We start from the raw sequence: 17,625 nt of genomic DNA on the forward strand, positions 1-17,625 counted from the left end.
TTTGCCCTCGGGCTCCAGCAACAAGCGTTTTGGTCTCAGTCTTGTGCGAAGAGGCTGTGATCTTCACTGGCCGGTGTAATACGCGCGGGTTGTTCCTCTTTTGGTGTGCCGCTCTCCAGCAACTGGTCCAACGCTGCCTCGCTCACAAACTGGGCGATAGTCGGGCGCACACGCAACAGAGTATCCACCACCGTTTCACTGTCTTCCCCAGAAAACTGAATCAGACGCAGCTGGCGCAGTTTTTTCAACAGCTGCTTACGCTCCACCAACTTGTCCGGCAGAGACATTTTCAGCAGGTTGCGCAGGCCGAGTTCCAACGCTTCCAGTGTGAGCGCCACACAACCCTGATCATCTACCTGGCCTTCCCGCAAGGACTTGTCATACTCCACTCGCAATACCAGAATCGCCGCCACTTCCTGCTGTGTAAGACGCGCGCGGAAGCCTCCGTGGTGAGGCTCTTCCTGATCCGGCATGCCGGGAACCTCCGAGCCAGGTGGATATACACGGATAAACTGAAACCGACTATCGTGATGCAAACGCAAACCCAGTGGGCCCAACCACTCACGAATAAGAGATTCACAGCGCTGAAAGCGATCGTACAAAAGCGTTTCTATATTGCTCTCATCACGGCAGATAACCCCGTAATCCAGGAGTCGCACCAGCAGCTCGGAAAATTCACTTCGGGTCAGCCGGCACTGGGCCAGCGCTTCTTCCAGGGCCTGTTCAATCACGGCTTCTCAACTCGATTGTGTATTCATCAAATTCGGCAAAATAGTCATTACTGGCTTTTTCACCGGTAAAGGCGACCTGCACCAATGGTCCGCTACCATCCTGGGCAACGGCGGCGGCCTCGAGGGCATGGCTCATGGCCAACAGATCTGAAGCGCTGTTCAGGGGGAGATCGCGACTGTTGATCTTTTGTCCGGCCCCGAGCGCTCGGGACAGATAGTTACGTAGCTCGCCACTATTGAAATTGAAGGCCTGATCGAGCAGCTGCTGCAACAATATGTCGCGCTGATTGTCGTCGGTGATTGGCGCTTCGTCTTCCACCCGGGTATTTACCGGCTGGCGGCGGCTGCGCTGCCACAACTGGGTCTGCTTCGGATCGAACAGACGCAGTTGAAATGAAGCCAGTTGATCGCCCAGTTCTGACAGAATCGCATCCCGCTGCTGCGATGTTCCCAACGCCTGGCACAGGTCAGTGAAAGCACCTTCGGTGTTGCTTTGCAGATAACTGAGCTGGCGGATGATAATCTCTGCTCGCTTGGTGAAGCCCTGCAGGGCCTGGCGCAAGGCCGGCAGCTTTACTTCACAGGCGCGGCGCATCCGGTCTTCAATCGTGTCCAGCATCAGCCAAAGTACAGACTGTCCATCTACATGAAGCTCCGGCAGTTGCTGACGCAAACGGCGCTCCCACTCTGCTTTTTTGTTATTGTCCTTGCGGCGAATCTGGGTGATGACCTTGCCGATGGCATCCCTGTGTTTTTCGACACTGTCGGCGGAGAGACGAATGGCGATGTCCGGCTGGAAACGACTTTCCATAAACGAAAAAAATTCGTCCGTGGCCTGCTGCACCAGAATCTGTGCCTCCACTTCCCGCACCATCTCCCGTTTGCGCTCCTCCAGTTCGGCGATCATGTCGGTAAAGTCTGCCACGATACGCTCGGAGTACTCCCATGCATCAATCAGGTCATAGACTTCACCGCGACTGGCAAAGGCTTCCAGAGCGTTCAGTGTATTTCGGGTGTTGCGATGGCGGGTGCGTACACGGGTACTGTTCAACTCCACCAAAGGCTGTGTGAACAGGCGCCCGCGACGGCTGAACGGATAGGAAACAGATAGCGTGGCGCTGTCCACCAGTTTTTCCAACCAGCCGAACTCAACCAGGCTGTTGAGCACCCACACGGATTGCTCGCGCAGATTACGAAAACGCCCATCCGGTTCTGCCCCGCCATCGCCGTCGAGCTGTGGGGCCCGTGTCAGCGCTTCGGCAAAAGTTTCCAGAATCTGTTCGCGGGTCAGCGACTCACCGTAATCGGCCTTGGCGGTGTACAGGCGCTCATATAACAGGCGCAGACATTCGACCACCTGCTCACGGTATTTGCCCGTGAGCGGGCGAAAAAAATGCTGGTAGGAATCGGCAAAGAACAACAGGCAGGCTTCCGGCTTATTTATCTTCCGGCTTCTGGTTTAGTACGCAGTACTTTGTATAGTCGCCGGCGTCGCTGAAAGTCCACTCGCCTTTGGGGGTTTCATCCATTTTTTTACACCAGGCATCGGAACCACGCTTGGGTTCACAAGCGGTGAGGGTAAGTACGGCGATAGAAAGTGCAAGGATGGTCAGAATGGTTTTCATGGTCTTTTCTCAATTCTAATTATCTGTTCGATAACAGGGGCCTGCTGTGGACGTACCGCATCGGTGCTGTTAGCGGTTCGCTGGCAGGCAGACTCCCCCATGCTTATGTGCAGTAGTCAGGCTTCACACAACCTACGGAGACCCGTTTAATTTTCCCGGCGCCACTTGGTGCCTTCGCGGCTGTCTTCCAGTACAACACCCTTGGCCTTGAGCTCATCGCGAATTTCATCGGCACGGGCAAAGTTCTTGTCTTTTTTACTTTGGTGGCGCTCTGCGATCAGGGTTTCAATTTCGTCTTCGCTGATCTCTTCACCACCGCGGGACTGCTTAAACCAGGCTTCCGGGTCCATCCGCAAAACACCCAGCATCTCACCAGCTGCCAGTAGCTGCCCCTTGAGCCCGGGCTTGTCCGCATCCGAGGCTTTATTCAGCTCACGGGCAAGCTGGTGTAGCTCACTGATGGCGATGGGTGAATTGAGATCATCGAACAGCGCGGCCATAAAAGCCGTGCCTTTGAGGTCGACATCAATTGCCTCAATTTCCTGAGTATCCCGCAGCGCGCCGTAGAGGCCATCGAGACTGCGCCATGCCTGATCGAGCAGATCGCTGCTGAAATTCAGTTCGGAGCGATAATGGGCGGACAGTAGTGCAAAGCGCAACACTTCCCCGGGATACAACTGCAACAGGTCGTTGACCATGCGGAAATTGCCCAGGGACTTGGACATTTTCTCACCATCAATGTTCACGTAGCCGTTGTGCATCCAGTAACGTACGAAGTCGACACCATTCGCGCAACAACTCTGGGCGCGCTCATTTTCATGGTGCGGAAACGTGAGATCGCGGCCACCGCCGTGAATATCAATGGTATCGCCGAGATGCTTTTTGATCATCGCGGAGCACTCCAGATGCCAACCCGGGCGACCGCGGCCCCAGGGGCTGTCCCAGCCAGGCTCATCTTCCGATGAAGGCTTCCACAGCACAAAATCTCCGGCGTATTTTTTGTACGGTGCGACTTCCACCCGTGCACCGGCGAGCATGTCATCCAGAGAACGCTTGGACAGTTTGCCGTAGTCACTCATGGACTCCACCGCAAACAGCACATGGCCCTCCGCTGCGTAGGCGTGTCCCCTGTCGACCAGCGCTTCGATCATGGCGATCATTTCTGGAAGGTGTTCAGTGGCGTAGGGCGTGACGTCCGGCTGCAAGGTATTCAGGGCTTGCATGTCTTCAACATATGCCTGGGCAAAGCGCGCGCTCAGCACACCGATTTCTTCACCATTGGCACGCGCCGCCTTCATGATCTTGTCGTCGATATCGGTGATATTGCGCGCGTAAACCACATCATCGTACAGAGATTTCAGTACCCGATAGAGGGTGTCGAACACCACTGCCGGACGCGCGTTGCCGATGTGTACCCGGTTGTACACTGTGGGGCCGCACACGTACATGCGCACGCGGTTTTCCTGCAAGGGCTTGAAGAGTTCTTTTTCACCCGAAAGGGTGTTATGAAGCTTGAGAGGCATCTCTTTTCGCTATTTAAACTAGTGGTGCATTTGGTGGATACGCTGCATAGCTCCACCCTACGAAGCAACAAATTTGTAAGAGCCTGCTTGCAGGCTCCTGCAGTAGACTTGTCGCTAATTACTGGTTTTGTTCCTTGGCCCAGCTATCCCGCAGTCCGATGGTGCGGTTGAACACCGGCGTTTCCGGGGAACCGTATTTGCTGTCCCGGCAGAAGTAGCCGTTACGCTCAAACTGATATCCTTTCTCAGGCTCAGCTTCCGCGAGGCCAATTTCCGCTTTGCAGCCGGTAAGTACTTGCAGGTTGTCGGGGTTGACGGACTCCAGGAAGTTCTTGTCACCCACGTCCGGCGACTCGTCGTTGAACAAACGATCGTACAGTCGCACTTCACAATCCACATTGGTTTCCGCAGACACCCAGTGAATCACCCCCTTGGGTTTGACGCCGTCTGCCGGATCTTTTCCGAGCGTGTCCAGGTCAACGGAGCACAGCAATTCGACAATTTCACCCTTTTCGTTCTTAACCACTTCATCCGCCTGAATAACATAGGCGTTGCGCAGTCGCACTTTCTTACCCAGCACCAGGCGCTTGTATTTTTTGTTGGCTTCCTCGCGGAAGTCTTCCTGCTCGATATATACGGTTTTGGTAAACGGCAGCTGCCGCGCCGGCAGATCATCGCGCACCGGATGCCCCGGGGCAGTGAGCATTTCCTGCTCACCTTCTGGGTAGTTGGTGAGGGTTACCTTGAGGGGTTCCATCACGCACATGGCACGGGGCGCGTTCTTGTCCAGGTCATCGCGGATAGCATACTCGAGCATACCCACATCGACGGTGGAATCTGCGCGAGTTACCCCGATCATTTCGCAGAACTGGCGAATCGCCGCTGGTGTCACACCACGACGACGCAGGCCGGAAATAGTAGGCATACGCGGATCGTCCCAGCCATCCACATAGCCCTCATCGACCAGCAGCTTGAGCTTGCGTTTGGACACGACGGTGTAGTTCAGATGCAGGCGCGCGAATTCGTACTGGCGCGGGCGAGCAGGGACAGGCAGGTTTTCGATAAACCAGTCGTACAGGGGTTTGTGGTCTTCAAACTCCAGCGTGCAGATTGAATGACTGATACCTTCGATGGCGTCGGACTGGCCATGGGCAAAGTCGTAACTCGGGTACACGCACCACTTGTCGCCGGTCTGGTGGTGGGCCATTTTCTTAATGCGGTAAATAACAGGGTCGCGCAGGTTAATATTCGGCGCGGCCATATCAATTTTGGCCCGCAAGCTGCAGCTGCCCTCGTTAAACTCACCGGCAGTCATGCGCGCGAACAGGTCCAGGTTCTCTTCCACTGGACGGTCGCGATACGGGCTGTTCTTGCCAGGCTCTTTCAAGGTGCCCCGATAGGCTCGAGCCTCTTCGGGGGACAGGTCGCAGACGTAGGCCTTACCTTCCTTGATCAGATGAATTGCCCACTGGTGCAACTGATCAAAGTAATCCGACGTGTATTTGGCATTGCCAGCCCACTCGAAGCCCAACCAAGCCACATCGCGCTTAATTGCATCGACGTATTCTTCTTCTTCTTTGGCAGGGTTAGTGTCGTCAAAGCGCAGATTGCACTGGCCACCAAACTCTTTTGCCAGACCAAAATTCAGACAGATGGACTTGGCGTGTCCTATATGCAGGTAGCCGTTGGGCTCTGGAGGGAAACGGGTGGTCAGCTGGCTGACACGCCCCTCGGACAGGTCTGAGCGAATGATATTCTGCAGGAAGTGAGCGGGCTTGCTCTCGGAAGTCATAGCTTTCTCTATATACAGCAGTTAGAACCAGTGTGCATTTCACACCAAGCCGTGGATTATAACGCAGATGACTGCCGCCGCATGGGTTTTCAGTAGCTCCTCGCTCCAAGCCGGCAGCGGCTTGCGTCGGACTGTGAACAGAGTATCATGCCGCCCCAAACCGACCCCGGACAGGACATTTTATGATCACTCTGCACACAACTTACGGCGACATCGCCATTGAACTGGACTTCGACAAGGCACCTAAAACTGCTGCCAACTTCCTGCAGTACTGCCGCGATGATTTCTATACTGGCACCATCTTTCACCGGGTGATCAACAACTTCATGATCCAGGGCGGTGGCATGACCCCGAATATGGACCAGAAGCCCACCCGCGATGCAGTGGAAAACGAAGCCGACAATGGCCTCAAGAACAATGCCGGCACTCTTGCCATGGCACGCACCATGGACCCACACTCTGCCACTGCGCAATTTTTCATCAACGTCAACGACAATGACTTCCTGAACTTCCGCTCCAAGGACGCACAAGGCTGGGGCTACTGCGTATTTGGCAAGGTGGTCGAAGGCATGGACGTCGTCAACAAAATCAAGGAAGTCGCTACCGGCAGCAACGGCTTCCACCAGGACGTACCGACCGAAACGATCGAAATCACCGGCGTGTCCGTCTCTGACGACTACACGAACAAGTAATCTCCAGACTGAAGGGCGGACTCACCAGTGGCGAGCTATCTGATTTCCGATTTGCACCTGGATGAAAGCCGCCCGGACGTTACCCGGGCTTTCTTCAACTTCCTGCAGGGCCCAGCCGCAGGGGCTGACGCCCTGTACATACTCGGCGACTTTTTCGAAGTATGGGTCGGTGACGATGATGATGCCCCACTTCCACAAGAAGTCGCACGCCAACTGAAAGCCTTCAGTGATTTGGGCAGCCGCCTCTACCTGATGCACGGCAATCGGGACTTCCTGATGGGAAACGAATTTGCCCACCGCTGCGGTGCCGAGTTACTGAGCGACCCCACAGTTGTAGAGCTGGCCGGCGAACGGGTTCTCCTGACCCACGGTGACAGCCTGTGTACCCTGGATACAGAGTACATGGCTTTCCGCCAGCAGGCGCGCGATCCACACTGGCAACTTGCCCTACTCGCCAAACCCCTGGCGGAGCGACGCCAGATCGCCGCACAGATCCGTGCCGTATCGAAATCCATGAACAGCCGCAAAGCCGAAGACATCATGGATGTAACACCGGAGGAAGTGGTACAGATGATGCGGGAACACAACGCCCGAACCATGATCCACGGCCACACGCACCGCCCCGCCCGCCACTCACTCACGCTTGACGATAAACCGGCAGAGCGAATCGTACTTGGGGACTGGGGAGAGCTGGGCTGGTGTATCCGCGCCGATAACAAGGGACTTGAACTGATCCACTGGCCCACGGCAGACTAGACACAATTAATGTCGCGCCAAGGATCGGGAGCAAGCAGTTGTCACCACTCAGAAGTCTGCACAAACGGGTACTGATACTCGGCGGCTACGGCACCTTCGGTGCCCGTATTGCAGAAATGCTTGCCAGCGAGCCGGGAATCCAGATCATCATCGCCGGTCGCGACCGCTTCAAGGCTGAACTCCTGGCCAACCGGCTGCATCACCGTTTTCCCGATACACCCATTGAGGGACTGCGGCTGGATCACTCCTCGATCAACTTGCCTGCACAATTGCATGACCTCAATCTGCAGCTCCTCATCCATTGCGCGGGTCCATTTCAGGGCCAGGGATACCACATCGCTGCCGCCTGTATAAAAAACCGAATCAACTATATCGACATTGCCGATGCTACAGATTTCGTATGTGGCATAAGCGCACTGAACAGTAGCGCCGAACAAGCGGGAATCCAGGTGATCAGCGGCGCAAGCAGCCTGCCAGCACTAAGCTCTGCTGCACTCGGAACCCTCACCCGACCCTTTTCCCAGGTAGACGACATTGACATCACTATCGCGCCGGCACACCGTATCAGCCGGGGCCTTGCGACTGTGCGCTCGGGATTCGAGTCTCTGGGCAGGGAATTCTCGATCACTCGCAATGGCACCAGAGAAACAACGTACACTGGTGATGATTTTCGCGCCATCAACATCGCACACCCAGTGGGGAAACGCTGGGTGTGCAACTTTGACGTGCCGGACCTGCAGCTAATCCCTGCCCACATAGCCGGTGTACGCAATGTGCGGTTTGGTACCGGGCTACAACCACGCACACTGCAGGTAGGTCTGACCCTATGCGCCAAACTCGCACGGATAAAATTGCCCGGTGCATTTCATTCGCTCTTGCCCCGCCTCACCCGTATGGGACAACAGCTCGCCGCTCGCTGGCCCGGCGGCAGCCATCACGGCGGCATGGCCATCGAAGTTTCAGGCTCCACAGATAACGCCGCCAACGTCAGGGCGCGCTGGCAAATCCTCGGGTTGAACGGCGATGGCCCCTGGATACCTGCAGCGCCGGCTGCGGCCATGGGGAAAAAAATCTTGCGGGGAGAGTCCACGCAACCGGGAGCCAGGCCCTGCTGGCAACTGCTGCAATTGGAAGTAATTCTGGAAGAGCTGAGTCCTTTCGCGGTAGTGACCACCCTGGAACAACCGCAAAGTGCCGCCTGAGACGACAGCACTCGGCGGCACATTCCTTGTCGACTAGCCGACGCCTGAGGGCAACGCCTGGATCGGAGATACGCCCCACTGCTGCAACGCTTCCTCCGCCGCCGCGAGAGCCTCACTCCGCGTTTTGAAGGATCCCTGGGCAGGTAACCTGCCGTTCAATCCCTCAAGCACCCTGCGCACCTCTCCGTTGGCGCCAGCCAGATACAGTTGTTTACCGCTGTCTTTGGCATCTCCAGCGATAGTCTCCACCGCCAGCGCCGCGGACAAATCCAGAAAGGGTACCGCGGAAAAATCGAGAATCAGGATACTGGACTGGGAAGCGCGCTCGCGCACGTGGTGCCCAAGATCTGCCGCCGCGCCAAAACTTAGTGGACCACTGAATTCAAACAGTGCAATGCGATCGCGGTTGCGTAAGAGAATGGCCTTGTCCTCTTCACTGTCAAGCTGCTCACGCAGGTTACGCAGCTGCTCGATCTGCAGACGGGCCACCTGCTTCACGTATGCCAGCGCCGCCAGTACCACACCAACACCCACTGCGGTAATCAGGTCGACAAAAACTGTCATTCCCAGGACCAACACCATCAACAGCAGGTCCCAGCGAGGCCCCTGGTGCGCGCGTTTCAGGTACTTCCAATCGACGATATCGAGGCCGACCTTGACCAGGATACCGGCCAGTACTGCCTGCGGGATATTCTCTGCCAAAGGACCGAGTCCCAACGCCACCGCCAGCAATACCAGCGCGTGCACCATTCCGGAAATCCGGGTCTGACCACCAGAGCGGATATTGACCACGGTACGCATAGTGGCACCGGCACCGGCAATTCCGCCGATCAGCCCCGCCGCAGTATTGCCGATCCCCTGCCCTATCAGCTCTTTGTTGCTGTGATGGCGGGTTCGCGTCATATTGTCTGCCACGAGCGAGGTCAACAGACTGTCCAGCGAGCCGAGTACCGCGAGGATAATCGCCGCCTCCACCACCAGCATCATCTGATCGCCACCAAATACCGGCATCTGCAGTTCCGGCAATCCTGTGGGAATAGCACCGAGAATCGGCACATCCAGAGCGAAGTAAGCCAGTACCGTACCGATAATCAGCGCCGCCAGCGGGCTCGGCATATAGCGCCCCCACTTTGCCGGCCACAGATATACCAGTACGAGCGTCGCGATGCCCAGCATCAGGTTCGCAGGGTGGATGGCAGACAGAGCCTCCGGCACATTGCCAAGCGCGCCCAGCGTACCGCTAGGAGACGCATGCCCTAGAAGCGGGTTCAACTGCAAAATGATAATGATCACACCGATACCGGTCATAAAACCGGAAATAACCGGGTACGGGACCAACCGGATATAGTGCCCTATACCAAGCAGGCCAAAAGCCACTTGCAACAGGCCCGCGAGCATTACCGCAGTAAAAATCAGCGCCGCGTCACCGGACAGGCTGGCAAACAATCCTGCCAGCACAACCACCATCGGCCCCGTAGGGCCGGAAATCTGCGGTCCGGTACCACCGAACAGCGCTGCAAAAAAGCCCACCGCAATGGCACCGTACATTCCCGCCATCGGTCCGAGTCCCGAGGCCACACCCAGCGCCAGTGCCAGTGGCAGCGCCACAACACCCGCCGTGATACCGCCGGTGATGTCACCGCGCAGGTTACTTAGATCGAACTTCATTACCACTGAACCTCTTGTTACGTCGCCCACTTCCGTGCAATTGGAATGATTTGTCGAATTAGCCGCACACCTTGTCGGCCATGGAATCGGCGAGCTCTCCAAACATCGCTCGGTAACGCTCATCCATCGGCTTGAATTCCCGGGCTTGCTCGTCGAAACACAGCACCTCGCCACTGCCGATGTTGTACACCCAGCCATGCAGGGTGATACGACCATTGGCAAGACCGCTGGCTACAGAGGGATGTGTGCGCAAGTGCTGCATCTGCTGGATCACATTTTCACAGGTCACCTCATCCAGATGGTCTTTGCACAGTGCGCCGTGGCGATCCCGCACCACCTCGGTTGCCGACCGACAGTGCCCCAACCACTCTTTCACGTGAGGCAGACTCTCCAGCTTTTCCGGCTCAATAGCCCCCTTCATGGCACCGCAATCGGTGTGACCGCAAACCACAATGTGGGAGACCCCGAGACCGGCCACGGCGAACTCAATCGAAGCCGTCATGCCCCCGGTCTGACTGCTGTGTGGAGGGACCACGTTGCCCGCGTTGCGACAGATGAACAACTCACCAGGCTCGGTCTGGGTCACCAGGTTCGGATCAATACGGGAATCCGCACAGGTGATAAACAGAACCTCCGGACTCTGTCCCTCTGCCAGCTCGGAGAACCGGGCCTTTTTGGTGGGGAAAACTTCTTTCTGGAACTTGGCAACGCCGCTAATCAACTGCTCCATGGAGACTCCTTACGTTTGAATGACATGGAATTCATGTTGGAATCCATTATTTTTTGATAGTTCTATAAGTTAAAATACCAATCGCTGATAACACTTACTTATCAACCACCCGAGAATAGCCCGTGCCAAATTCGCTGCAGACCCCGAGTTTCAAGCAACTCGAATACTTTGTGACCATAGCGTCACTAACCAGTTATCGACGTGCAGCCGAGGAATTGGGTGTAAGCCAACCGGCACTCACCACGCAAATTCGAGCCTTGGAAAACACCCTTGGGCTATCACTGTTTGAGCGCTCGCGCGCCGGCACCCTGCTCACTCCGGAAGGCCGTGCACTACTGGAGCAAGCGCGCCGATTGATTCTTGGATTACGGGAATTCACTGCACACGCGAACGTGCTCGCCCACGGACATCAGAGCACTTACAAACTGGGTGTCCCGCCAACCCTCGGCCCCTATCTGTTACCGAATGTCTTGCCGGCCCTGCACAGCCGGTACCACCATCTCAAGCTCTACGTCCGCGAAGCCCCTCCGCGCCTGTTGCTACAGGGACTCTCAGAAGGCTCATACGATATTGCCATTGTTCCGCTACCGGTAAACCGAGATGACCTGGCGATAGAACCACTATTTACCGAGCCCCTGAAATTCGTGGTACCTGCGGATCATCGGCTCGCAGGTAAAACGCAAGTAACACCGTCGCAGCTGCGAGGAGAAAAGGTGTTGACGCTGGAAGATCAGCACCACTTCCACCACCAGGTCCAGGAAATCTGCGAACGCCTGGGTGCGCACCTACAGCGCGACTATGAAGGCACCAGTCTCGACACCCTGCGCCAGATGGTGGTGATGGGACTGGGTGTCGCTTTCCTACCGGGATTGTACGTACACTCAGAGATGCACAACCCGGAAGCACTGCACGTTAGTGAGCTCAAGTCCAAACCCATTCGCCGCCAACACGGACTGGTATGGCGGGCCAGCGCTCCTGCCCGCGGGTTTTACCGGGAACTGGCCGGACACCTGCGGGAAATTGTTTTTGATCGGCTGGGTGATGTGGTTACGGTAGAAAAGTGAGCGGGACGAATCCGTGACCGCGTAGGGATAAGGGATAACCCGAAAATAAAACCGGAGTAAGTCGAAATGGAACAACAACACAAAATTGATATAAAACAGGCGCTCCGCGTTTTTGACAGAATTACCCGCGAAGGCGAGAAACATGGCGATGAATGGCAATTCCAGGGACTCTTCGCCAGCACCGATCTCGACGGCTACACCGTGTTTATCCGCTCACCCAAGGTCGAGCTCACTATTTTCTTCCACAACAAATACACTGTGGATTATAGAAATGCGGTCGATCTACATGAGTTCGTCGAGCTGCTGGAGAAGCTCGACCGCGGCCAATCCCACTGGTGACCCGAAAGTTACAACTGGCCGGGTACACCGCTGTGGAAGCGGAATTCACCATCACCACTTTCCACCAGCACTCGCTCCACTTCAAGTAACTCCTGCACACGGGAAGTAATATCCTCACCTGCGGCATTTTGCGCGAGAGTGAGGTAATCGCGAAAGTGGCGTGCTTCTGACTTCAAAAGCGACAGGTAAAACTTTTGTAACTCGTCGTCCAGCTGCGGCGCGATCCGGGCAAACCGTTCGCATGATCGCGCTTCGATAATGGCGCCACAGATCAGTGTGTCCACCAGGCGTCCGGGCTCGGCGGCCCTCACCTCGCTGCGCAACCCCGCCGCATAGCGGGATGCACTGACATGCGGGTAGGTGATGCCGCGCTTTTTCATAATCGCCAGCACCTGCTCGAAATGCCGCAACTCTTCCCGCGCGAGACGCGACATCTTGTTCAGCAGGTCGAAGTTGTCGAGGTAGCGAAACATCAGGTTCAACGCTGTCCCGGCCGCCTTCTTCTCGCAGTTGGCATGATCCACCAACATCATTTCGGGCTCCGCTAACGCCGCGTCAACCCACGCATCCGGCGTAGGACAAAGGAGGAATTCATGGATGGCAGAGAGATCAGGTACTTCGTTGGACATGGATATCAAGTGCGTTCTGATTGAATTTGAATGAAAACGTAAAAATACAGGTTTTCCGAATACTGCGAGGGTACAAGCTTGGGGGCCGAACGCGGCGCAGTATACCGCCTTCCCCCTGTCACTGGATAACCATTGCGCAGAACTAGCACATAGTCGGGTTGTGGCAACCATTAAAAACACATTTGATAACGGCTTATTAAGTGGATAATTTTTACAAAACTTCCGGCGCCAGACGGGGAAATCCCACCAACCTCAGGCGTCCCGAAAACCAGCTAAACCAGCATGACTGGAGAGTCGCAAGTGTCCTCAGAAAAAAAGCCTTTAGCCGCACTGGCGCGTCAATTGCGGCCAACTCTCACGACCATGCACCAGCAGGCTCTGGAGCTTCGACAGGCACTGGATTCACTGCATCAGAGTAACCGACTGTGGCAAAGCCAACTGCTTCAGCCCGCCTTTGCCAGGGAAGCCGCGTTGCTGCTTAATCAATCCTTCGAGACCCCCTACCTTCTCGCCGGCAGCCTCTTCGCCCTGCTGGACTACGGAGAGGGATCAGCGCTCGGAGACGCTCGCCAGACTCTACAGATACCAGGGCTGCTGGCTGTGCGGGGCGCAACCATTCAACTCGCCCAACAGCTGAACCAGACCAAGGCCGCCTTCCAGCAACTGACCGCAGAGTTCAAATCCTGCCTGAAGGACCGCCCCCCCCTGGAACGTGACGCCCAGCTGCGCGACGCCCTGGCGGACGCGGGTTACCCCCGCGCACATCTGCGTCAGTGTTACCGCCAGATACTACTCTGCCCGGAAAGACCCGACGCACTGGCACTCAGCTGGATCAAGGCGCGTAAATCAATACGTCGGGTTTCCGTGGAATGGTGTGAAAAGAAATTGATACAACTGGACCCATTGGGCGAGGACACCGGCATCCAGTACCAGCGACAGCTACTCGCAGGGCTTCACCGGAATCAGCACGATTTACTGCGACAGGTTCAGGTTCAGAGCCGACCAAACTTGCAGGTAGCGGAAATTTTTCATGGGGAGAATACAGACACCTACCGCCAGGTAGGTTATTCGGCGATGCCTGTCCTGGTGCATGGCGGCGACTCGGGCCGGCTACCAGAATTTACCCGGGTCGAGCACGAACCACCGGAGAGCCGCAGACGCCAGCGCAGGGACCTCAGAATCTCGGCAGAGCCCTTTCTGCCCTCGTTACGAGTGCACCTGCACACGGGCAAATAACCAGGAGTCCATGTGCGTCCAACGAGTCCGCCGACGAAAGGTATCAGTTCATCTGTAGCCCGGGTGCCACAAATCGTTGGTAATAGGCCAGCGATAGCGAGAAAAAGTCCTCGTCTATGCGACGTTTTACCTCCACCAGCGACACCCCTCTCGCAGCCGGTGTAATGACCAGACCATAGTCGGCCAAGTCACCGATCTGACTTGCGCCAGCCCTCAACAGCTCGAATACCCAACAATAAGGGTTCTGATCTTCGTCAAAACGGATTTGCTGGTGACGTAATTGTGATAGTAGTAAATTCCGATTGACGATTTCCAGCTGACTACGCACGGCATTTGCAAGATAACCTTCACGGCGCTCGGCTATAATCCGGCGCTGATCTTCAGAATATGCATTCCAGTCGATGACCTCGTGAGCAAAGCGCTTGCAACCCCGACAGACATTATCGCCAATTCCCGTTGAGCAAACGCCAATGCAGGGAGTGCGCACCTTTTTATACATGGCCATGAAGCGGTAACACCTTATCCGACTTGTCGTAAATTCAGGTGGCCCCCTCTTTTTGGCCACCGCCGCACTCGGACACACCAGGAACTCAGTGAAATTTCTGTGCGAAATCAAGGCGCAGAGAATAGCATTTTTGATCAACACAATCCCGCCATTCATCAGACTGGCAGGAGGTCGAGACACACCGCAATGATGCAATTGATTCCCACTCAAGAAAAGTATCGAGCAGCGACCTTTATTTGTTTTGTGAATGACCACAATTTGCGTAAGTTATTGATTTTTCAACGAACTTAACAGTGTTAATCCTTTTATTGTAGAATTCGCCACCCGCCTCCAGCGGCCACCGATGTAAACCGGGATCCGGTCGAGAAGAAGATGCGCTTCCGGACTCCTGAAAAGCTGTTGGTTTTACCCCATACACAGAGAGGGAATTATCCGTGCTTGAAGCCTATCGCAATCACGTCGCCGAGCGCGCCGAACAAGGTATCCCACCCAAGCCCCTGAATGCCGAACAAGTTGCCGGCCTGGTGGAACTGCTGAAGAACCCGCCTGCGGGTGAAGAGCAAGAACTGCTCGACCTGATCACTAACCGCGTACCGCCGGGTGTAGACGAAGCGGCTTACGTAAAAGCCGGCTTCCTCACTGCCATCGTGAAAGGCGAAGCAGAATCCCCGCTGATCGACCGCAAACACGCCACCAAACTGCTGGGCATGATGCTCGGCGGCTACAACATTTCCACCCTGGTTGAACTGCTGGACGACAAAGACCTGGCCGAACTGGCCGGTGAGCAGCTGAAAGACACCCTGCTGATGTTCGACGCCTTCCACGATGTGGAAGAAAAAGCCAAAGCGGGTAACGAAGTCGCCAAAGGCGTTATCCAGTCCTGGGCTGACGGCGAGTGGTTCACCAAACGCAACAAAGTCGCCGAGAGCATCAAGGTTGCCGTATTCAAGGTAACCGGCGAAACCAACACCGACGACCTGTCCCCGGCTCCGGACGCCTGGTCCCGCCCGGACATCCCTCTGCACGCGCGCGCCATGTACAAAATGACCCGCGACGGCCTGACCCCGGAAGAACACGGCGTTACCGGTCCGATGCAGCAAATCGAAGAAATCCAGGCCAAAGGCGTGCCGGTTGCCTTCGTGGGTGACGTAGTCGGCACCGGCTCTTCCCGTAAGTCCGCCACCAACTCCGTACTGTGGTTCTTCGGCGACGACCTGCCGGGCGTACCAAACAAGAAAGGCGGCGGTATCTGTATCGGCGGTAAAGTAGCCCCGATCTTCTACAACACCATGGAAGACGCCGGCGCACTGGTATTCGAAGCCCCGGTTGACGAACTGAACATGGGCGACGTGATCGAGATCCGCCCGTACGAAGGCAAAATCCTGGCTGAAGACGGCAAAGTCCTGTCTGAGTTCGAACTGAAGTCCGACGTACTGCTGGACGAAGTTCAGGCCGGTGGGCGTATCAACCTGATCATCGGTCGCGGTCTGACCACCAAGGCCCGTGAATCCCTGGGCCTGCCAGTTTCCGACCTGTTCCGCAAGCCGGAGCAACCGGTCGATACCGGTAAAGGCTACACCCTGGCCCAGAAAATGGTTGGCAAGGCCTGTGGCGTTGAAGGTATCCGTCCGGGCACCTACTGCGAGCCCAAGATGACCACCGTTGGCTCCCAGGACACCACCGGCCCGATGACCCGTGACGAACTGAAAGACCTGGCGTGCCTGGGCTTCTCCGCGGATCTCACCATGCAGTCCTTCTGTCACACCGCGGCCTACCCGAAGCCGGTGGACATCGACACCCAGCACACCCTGCCCGACTTCATCATGAACCGCGGCGGTGTTTCCCTGCGTCCAGGTGACGGCATCATCCACAGCTGGCTGAACCGCATGCTGCTGCCGGACACCGTCGGTACCGGTGGTGACTCCCACACCCGCTTCCCGATGGGCATCTCCTTCCCTGCCGGTTCTGGCCTGGTTGCCTTCGCCGCTGCCACCGGCGTTATGCCGCTGGACATGCCGGAATCCGTACTGGTGCGCTTCAAGGGTGAACTGCAGCCGGGTATCACCCTGCGTGACCTGGTACATGCAATCCCCTACTACGCCATCCAGCAGGGTCTGCTGACCGTCGAGAAGAAAGGCAAGAAGAACATCTTCTCCGGCCGCATCCTCGAGATCGAAGGCCTGGATCACCTGACCGTAGAGCAGGCGTTCGAACTGTCTGACGCCTCTGCTGAGCGTTCTGCTGCCGGCTGTACCATCAAACTGCCGGAAGAAGCCATCGCCGAATACCTGCGCTCCAACATCACCCTGCTGCGCTGGATGATCGCCGAAGGTTACGGCTCCAAGCGCACCCTGGAGCGTCGTGCACGCGCCATGGAAGAGTGGCTGGCCAACCCGGAACTGATGAGTGCCGACGCCGATGCGGAGTACGCCGCAGTGATCGAAATCGACCTGGCGGAAGTACAAGAACCGATCGTTTGCGCACCGAACGACCCGGACGACGCCCGCCTGCTGTCCTCGGTTGCTGGCGACAAGGTAGACGAAGTATTCATCGGCTCCTGCATGACCAACATCGGCCACTTCCGTGCCGCGGGTAAACTGCTGCAGCAGCACAAAGGTGGCATCTCCACCCGTATGTGGATCTCTCCGCCCACCAAGATGGACGAGCACCAGTTGATGGAAGAAGGCTACTACAACATCTACGGCTCTGCCGGTGCGCGCACCGAGATGCCGGGATGCTCCCTGTGCATGGGTAACCAGGCACGTGTAGCCCCGAACAGCACCGTACTGTCCACCTCCACCCGTAACTTCCCGAACCGCCTGGGCGACGGTGCCAACGTGTACCTGACCTCTGCGGAACTGGCATCCGTGGGTGCGATCCTCGGTAAACTGCCGACTCCCGCGGAATACCAGGAATTCGCCAAGAATCTGGACGCCATGTCTGCGGAAATCTACCGCTACCTGAACTTCGACCAGATTGAGGAATTCCAGAAATCTGCCGAAGAAGGCAAGCGCATCGCCGCTACCGAGATTCAGGATGTTGCTGTTTAAGTAGCAACTGAATGCCCAAAGAAAAAGCCCCGCTCGTGAGAGCGGGGCTTTTTTATTTCAAGTGGTTTGAATTTGTGTATCGC

16 protein-coding genes are annotated in these 17,625 nt (G+C 56.4%); 7 read left to right on the forward strand and 9 right to left on the reverse strand.

Annotated elements, in window-relative coordinates:
- Positions 1–35: 35 nt before the first annotated feature.
- The 5 genes from PVT68_RS03225 to PVT68_RS03245 all read right to left on the reverse strand — a co-directional run bounded on the left by PVT68_RS03225 (position 36) and on the right by PVT68_RS03245 (position 5,671).
- A complete protein-coding gene (locus PVT68_RS03225; protein ID WP_280321165.1) occupies positions 36–731 on the reverse strand; it encodes a DUF4194 domain-containing protein in 696 nt (231 codons plus the stop codon).
- Positions 724–2,151 carry a Wadjet anti-phage system protein JetA family protein gene (locus PVT68_RS03230; RefSeq protein WP_280321166.1) on the reverse strand — a complete coding sequence of 476 codons (1,428 nt, stop codon included), beginning with the start codon at positions 2,149–2,151 and terminating at the stop codon, positions 724–726. Before PVT68_RS03230 ends, PVT68_RS03225 begins: the two co-directional genes overlap by 8 nt.
- Positions 2,152–2,167: 16 nt before the next feature.
- Positions 2,168–2,356, reverse strand: coding sequence for a DUF3012 domain-containing protein (locus PVT68_RS03235; RefSeq protein ID WP_280321167.1), 189 nt, complete (start codon positions 2,354–2,356; stop codon positions 2,168–2,170).
- Between the two features lie 146 nt (positions 2,357–2,502).
- Positions 2,503–3,879, reverse strand: a complete 1,377-nt coding sequence (cysS, locus tag PVT68_RS03240) for a cysteine--tRNA ligase (protein ID WP_280321168.1) — start codon at positions 3,877–3,879, stop codon at positions 2,503–2,505.
- Between the two features lie 118 nt (positions 3,880–3,997).
- On the reverse strand, positions 3,998–5,671 hold the full coding sequence (locus PVT68_RS03245; protein WP_280321169.1) for a glutamine--tRNA ligase/YqeY domain fusion protein: 1,674 nt from the start codon (positions 5,669–5,671) through the stop codon (positions 3,998–4,000).
- Positions 5,672–5,853: 182 nt separating this feature from the next.
- Here PVT68_RS03245 and PVT68_RS03250 point away from each other — a divergent pair, with 182 nt between their 5' ends.
- The 3 genes from PVT68_RS03250 to PVT68_RS03260 are packed head-to-tail and all read left to right on the forward strand — an operon-like array spanning position 5,854 to position 8,321.
- The gene (locus PVT68_RS03250; protein WP_280321170.1) at positions 5,854–6,363 is read left to right on the forward strand and encodes a peptidylprolyl isomerase; all 510 of its coding nucleotides are present in this window, start codon (positions 5,854–5,856) and stop codon (positions 6,361–6,363) included.
- Positions 6,364–6,390: 27 nt separating this feature from the next.
- A complete protein-coding gene (locus PVT68_RS03255; RefSeq protein WP_280321171.1) occupies positions 6,391–7,119 on the forward strand; it encodes a UDP-2,3-diacylglucosamine diphosphatase in 729 nt (242 codons plus the stop codon).
- A 38-nt stretch (positions 7,120–7,157) separates the two neighbouring features.
- Positions 7,158–8,321, forward strand: a complete 1,164-nt coding sequence (locus PVT68_RS03260; RefSeq protein ID WP_280321172.1) for a saccharopine dehydrogenase NADP-binding domain-containing protein — start codon at positions 7,158–7,160, stop codon at positions 8,319–8,321.
- A 33-nt stretch (positions 8,322–8,354) separates the two neighbouring features.
- On the opposite strand, the gene PVT68_RS03265 is transcribed toward PVT68_RS03260, so the two are convergent.
- Positions 8,355–9,989, reverse strand: coding sequence for a SulP family inorganic anion transporter (locus PVT68_RS03265; protein WP_280321173.1), 1,635 nt, complete (start codon positions 9,987–9,989; stop codon positions 8,355–8,357).
- Positions 9,990–10,047: 58 nt separating this feature from the next.
- Complete coding sequence (locus PVT68_RS03270; protein WP_280321174.1) at positions 10,048–10,719, reverse strand: carbonic anhydrase; 672 nt, start codon at positions 10,717–10,719, stop codon at positions 10,048–10,050.
- A 122-nt stretch (positions 10,720–10,841) separates the two neighbouring features.
- Between PVT68_RS03270 and PVT68_RS03275 the strand changes: the two genes are divergently transcribed.
- Together PVT68_RS03275 and PVT68_RS03280 are read left to right on the forward strand one after the other, a co-directional pair.
- The gene (locus PVT68_RS03275; protein WP_280321175.1) at positions 10,842–11,783 is read left to right on the forward strand and encodes a hydrogen peroxide-inducible genes activator; all 942 of its coding nucleotides are present in this window, start codon (positions 10,842–10,844) and stop codon (positions 11,781–11,783) included.
- 66 nt (positions 11,784–11,849) lie between these two features.
- On the forward strand, positions 11,850–12,122 hold the full coding sequence (locus PVT68_RS03280) for a DUF3081 family protein (RefSeq protein ID WP_280321176.1): 273 nt from the start codon (positions 11,850–11,852) through the stop codon (positions 12,120–12,122).
- Between the two features lie 8 nt (positions 12,123–12,130).
- On the opposite strand, the gene miaE is transcribed toward PVT68_RS03280, so the two are convergent.
- Positions 12,131–12,751 carry a tRNA-(ms[2]io[6]A)-hydroxylase gene (gene miaE, locus PVT68_RS03285; RefSeq protein ID WP_280321177.1) on the reverse strand — a complete coding sequence of 207 codons (621 nt, stop codon included), beginning with the start codon at positions 12,749–12,751 and terminating at the stop codon, positions 12,131–12,133.
- Between the two features lie 300 nt (positions 12,752–13,051).
- On the opposite strand from miaE, the gene PVT68_RS03290 reads away from it, so the two are divergent.
- Entirely contained in the window at positions 13,052–13,987 is a 936-nt protein-coding gene (locus PVT68_RS03290) for a hypothetical protein (protein ID WP_280321178.1), read from the forward strand.
- 43 nt (positions 13,988–14,030) lie between these two features.
- On the opposite strand, the gene PVT68_RS03295 is transcribed toward PVT68_RS03290, so the two are convergent.
- The gene (locus PVT68_RS03295; RefSeq protein ID WP_280321179.1) at positions 14,031–14,492 is read right to left on the reverse strand and encodes a DUF1289 domain-containing protein; all 462 of its coding nucleotides are present in this window, start codon (positions 14,490–14,492) and stop codon (positions 14,031–14,033) included.
- A 434-nt stretch (positions 14,493–14,926) separates the two neighbouring features.
- Here PVT68_RS03295 and acnB point away from each other — a divergent pair, with 434 nt between their 5' ends.
- Entirely contained in the window at positions 14,927–17,542 is a 2,616-nt protein-coding gene (gene acnB / locus PVT68_RS03300; protein ID WP_280321180.1) for a bifunctional aconitate hydratase 2/2-methylisocitrate dehydratase, read from the forward strand.
- Positions 17,543–17,625 lie beyond the last annotated feature (83 nt).

This window comes from Microbulbifer bruguierae, from assembly GCF_029869925.1.
Lineage (GTDB): Bacteria > Pseudomonadota > Gammaproteobacteria > Pseudomonadales > Cellvibrionaceae > Microbulbifer > Microbulbifer bruguierae.

What these genes read in the sequence shown, in the direction of transcription:
- PVT68_RS03235 (WP_280321167.1), bottom strand. Translation starts at nt 2,356, where the DNA reads ATGAAAACCATTCTGACCATCCTTGCACTTTCTATCGCCGTACTTACC.
- PVT68_RS03270 (WP_280321174.1), bottom strand. Translation starts at nt 10,719, where the DNA reads ATGGAGCAGTTGATTAGCGGCGTTGCCAAGTTCCAGAAAGAAGTTTTC.
- cysS (WP_280321168.1), bottom strand. Translation starts at nt 3,879, where the DNA reads ATGCCTCTCAAGCTTCATAACACCCTTTCGGGTGAAAAAGAACTCTTC.
- PVT68_RS03245 (WP_280321169.1), bottom strand. Translation starts at nt 5,671, where the DNA reads ATGACTTCCGAGAGCAAGCCCGCTCACTTCCTGCAGAATATCATTCGC.
- PVT68_RS03265 (WP_280321173.1), bottom strand. Translation starts at nt 9,989, where the DNA reads ATGAAGTTCGATCTAAGTAACCTGCGCGGTGACATCACCGGCGGTATC.
- miaE (WP_280321177.1), bottom strand. Translation starts at nt 12,751, where the DNA reads ATGTCCAACGAAGTACCTGATCTCTCTGCCATCCATGAATTCCTCCTT.
- PVT68_RS03295 (WP_280321179.1), bottom strand. Translation starts at nt 14,492, where the DNA reads ATGGCCATGTATAAAAAGGTGCGCACTCCCTGCATTGGCGTTTGCTCA.
- PVT68_RS03280 (WP_280321176.1), top strand. Translation starts at nt 11,850, where the DNA reads ATGGAACAACAACACAAAATTGATATAAAACAGGCGCTCCGCGTTTTT.
- PVT68_RS03250 (WP_280321170.1), top strand. Translation starts at nt 5,854, where the DNA reads ATGATCACTCTGCACACAACTTACGGCGACATCGCCATTGAACTGGAC.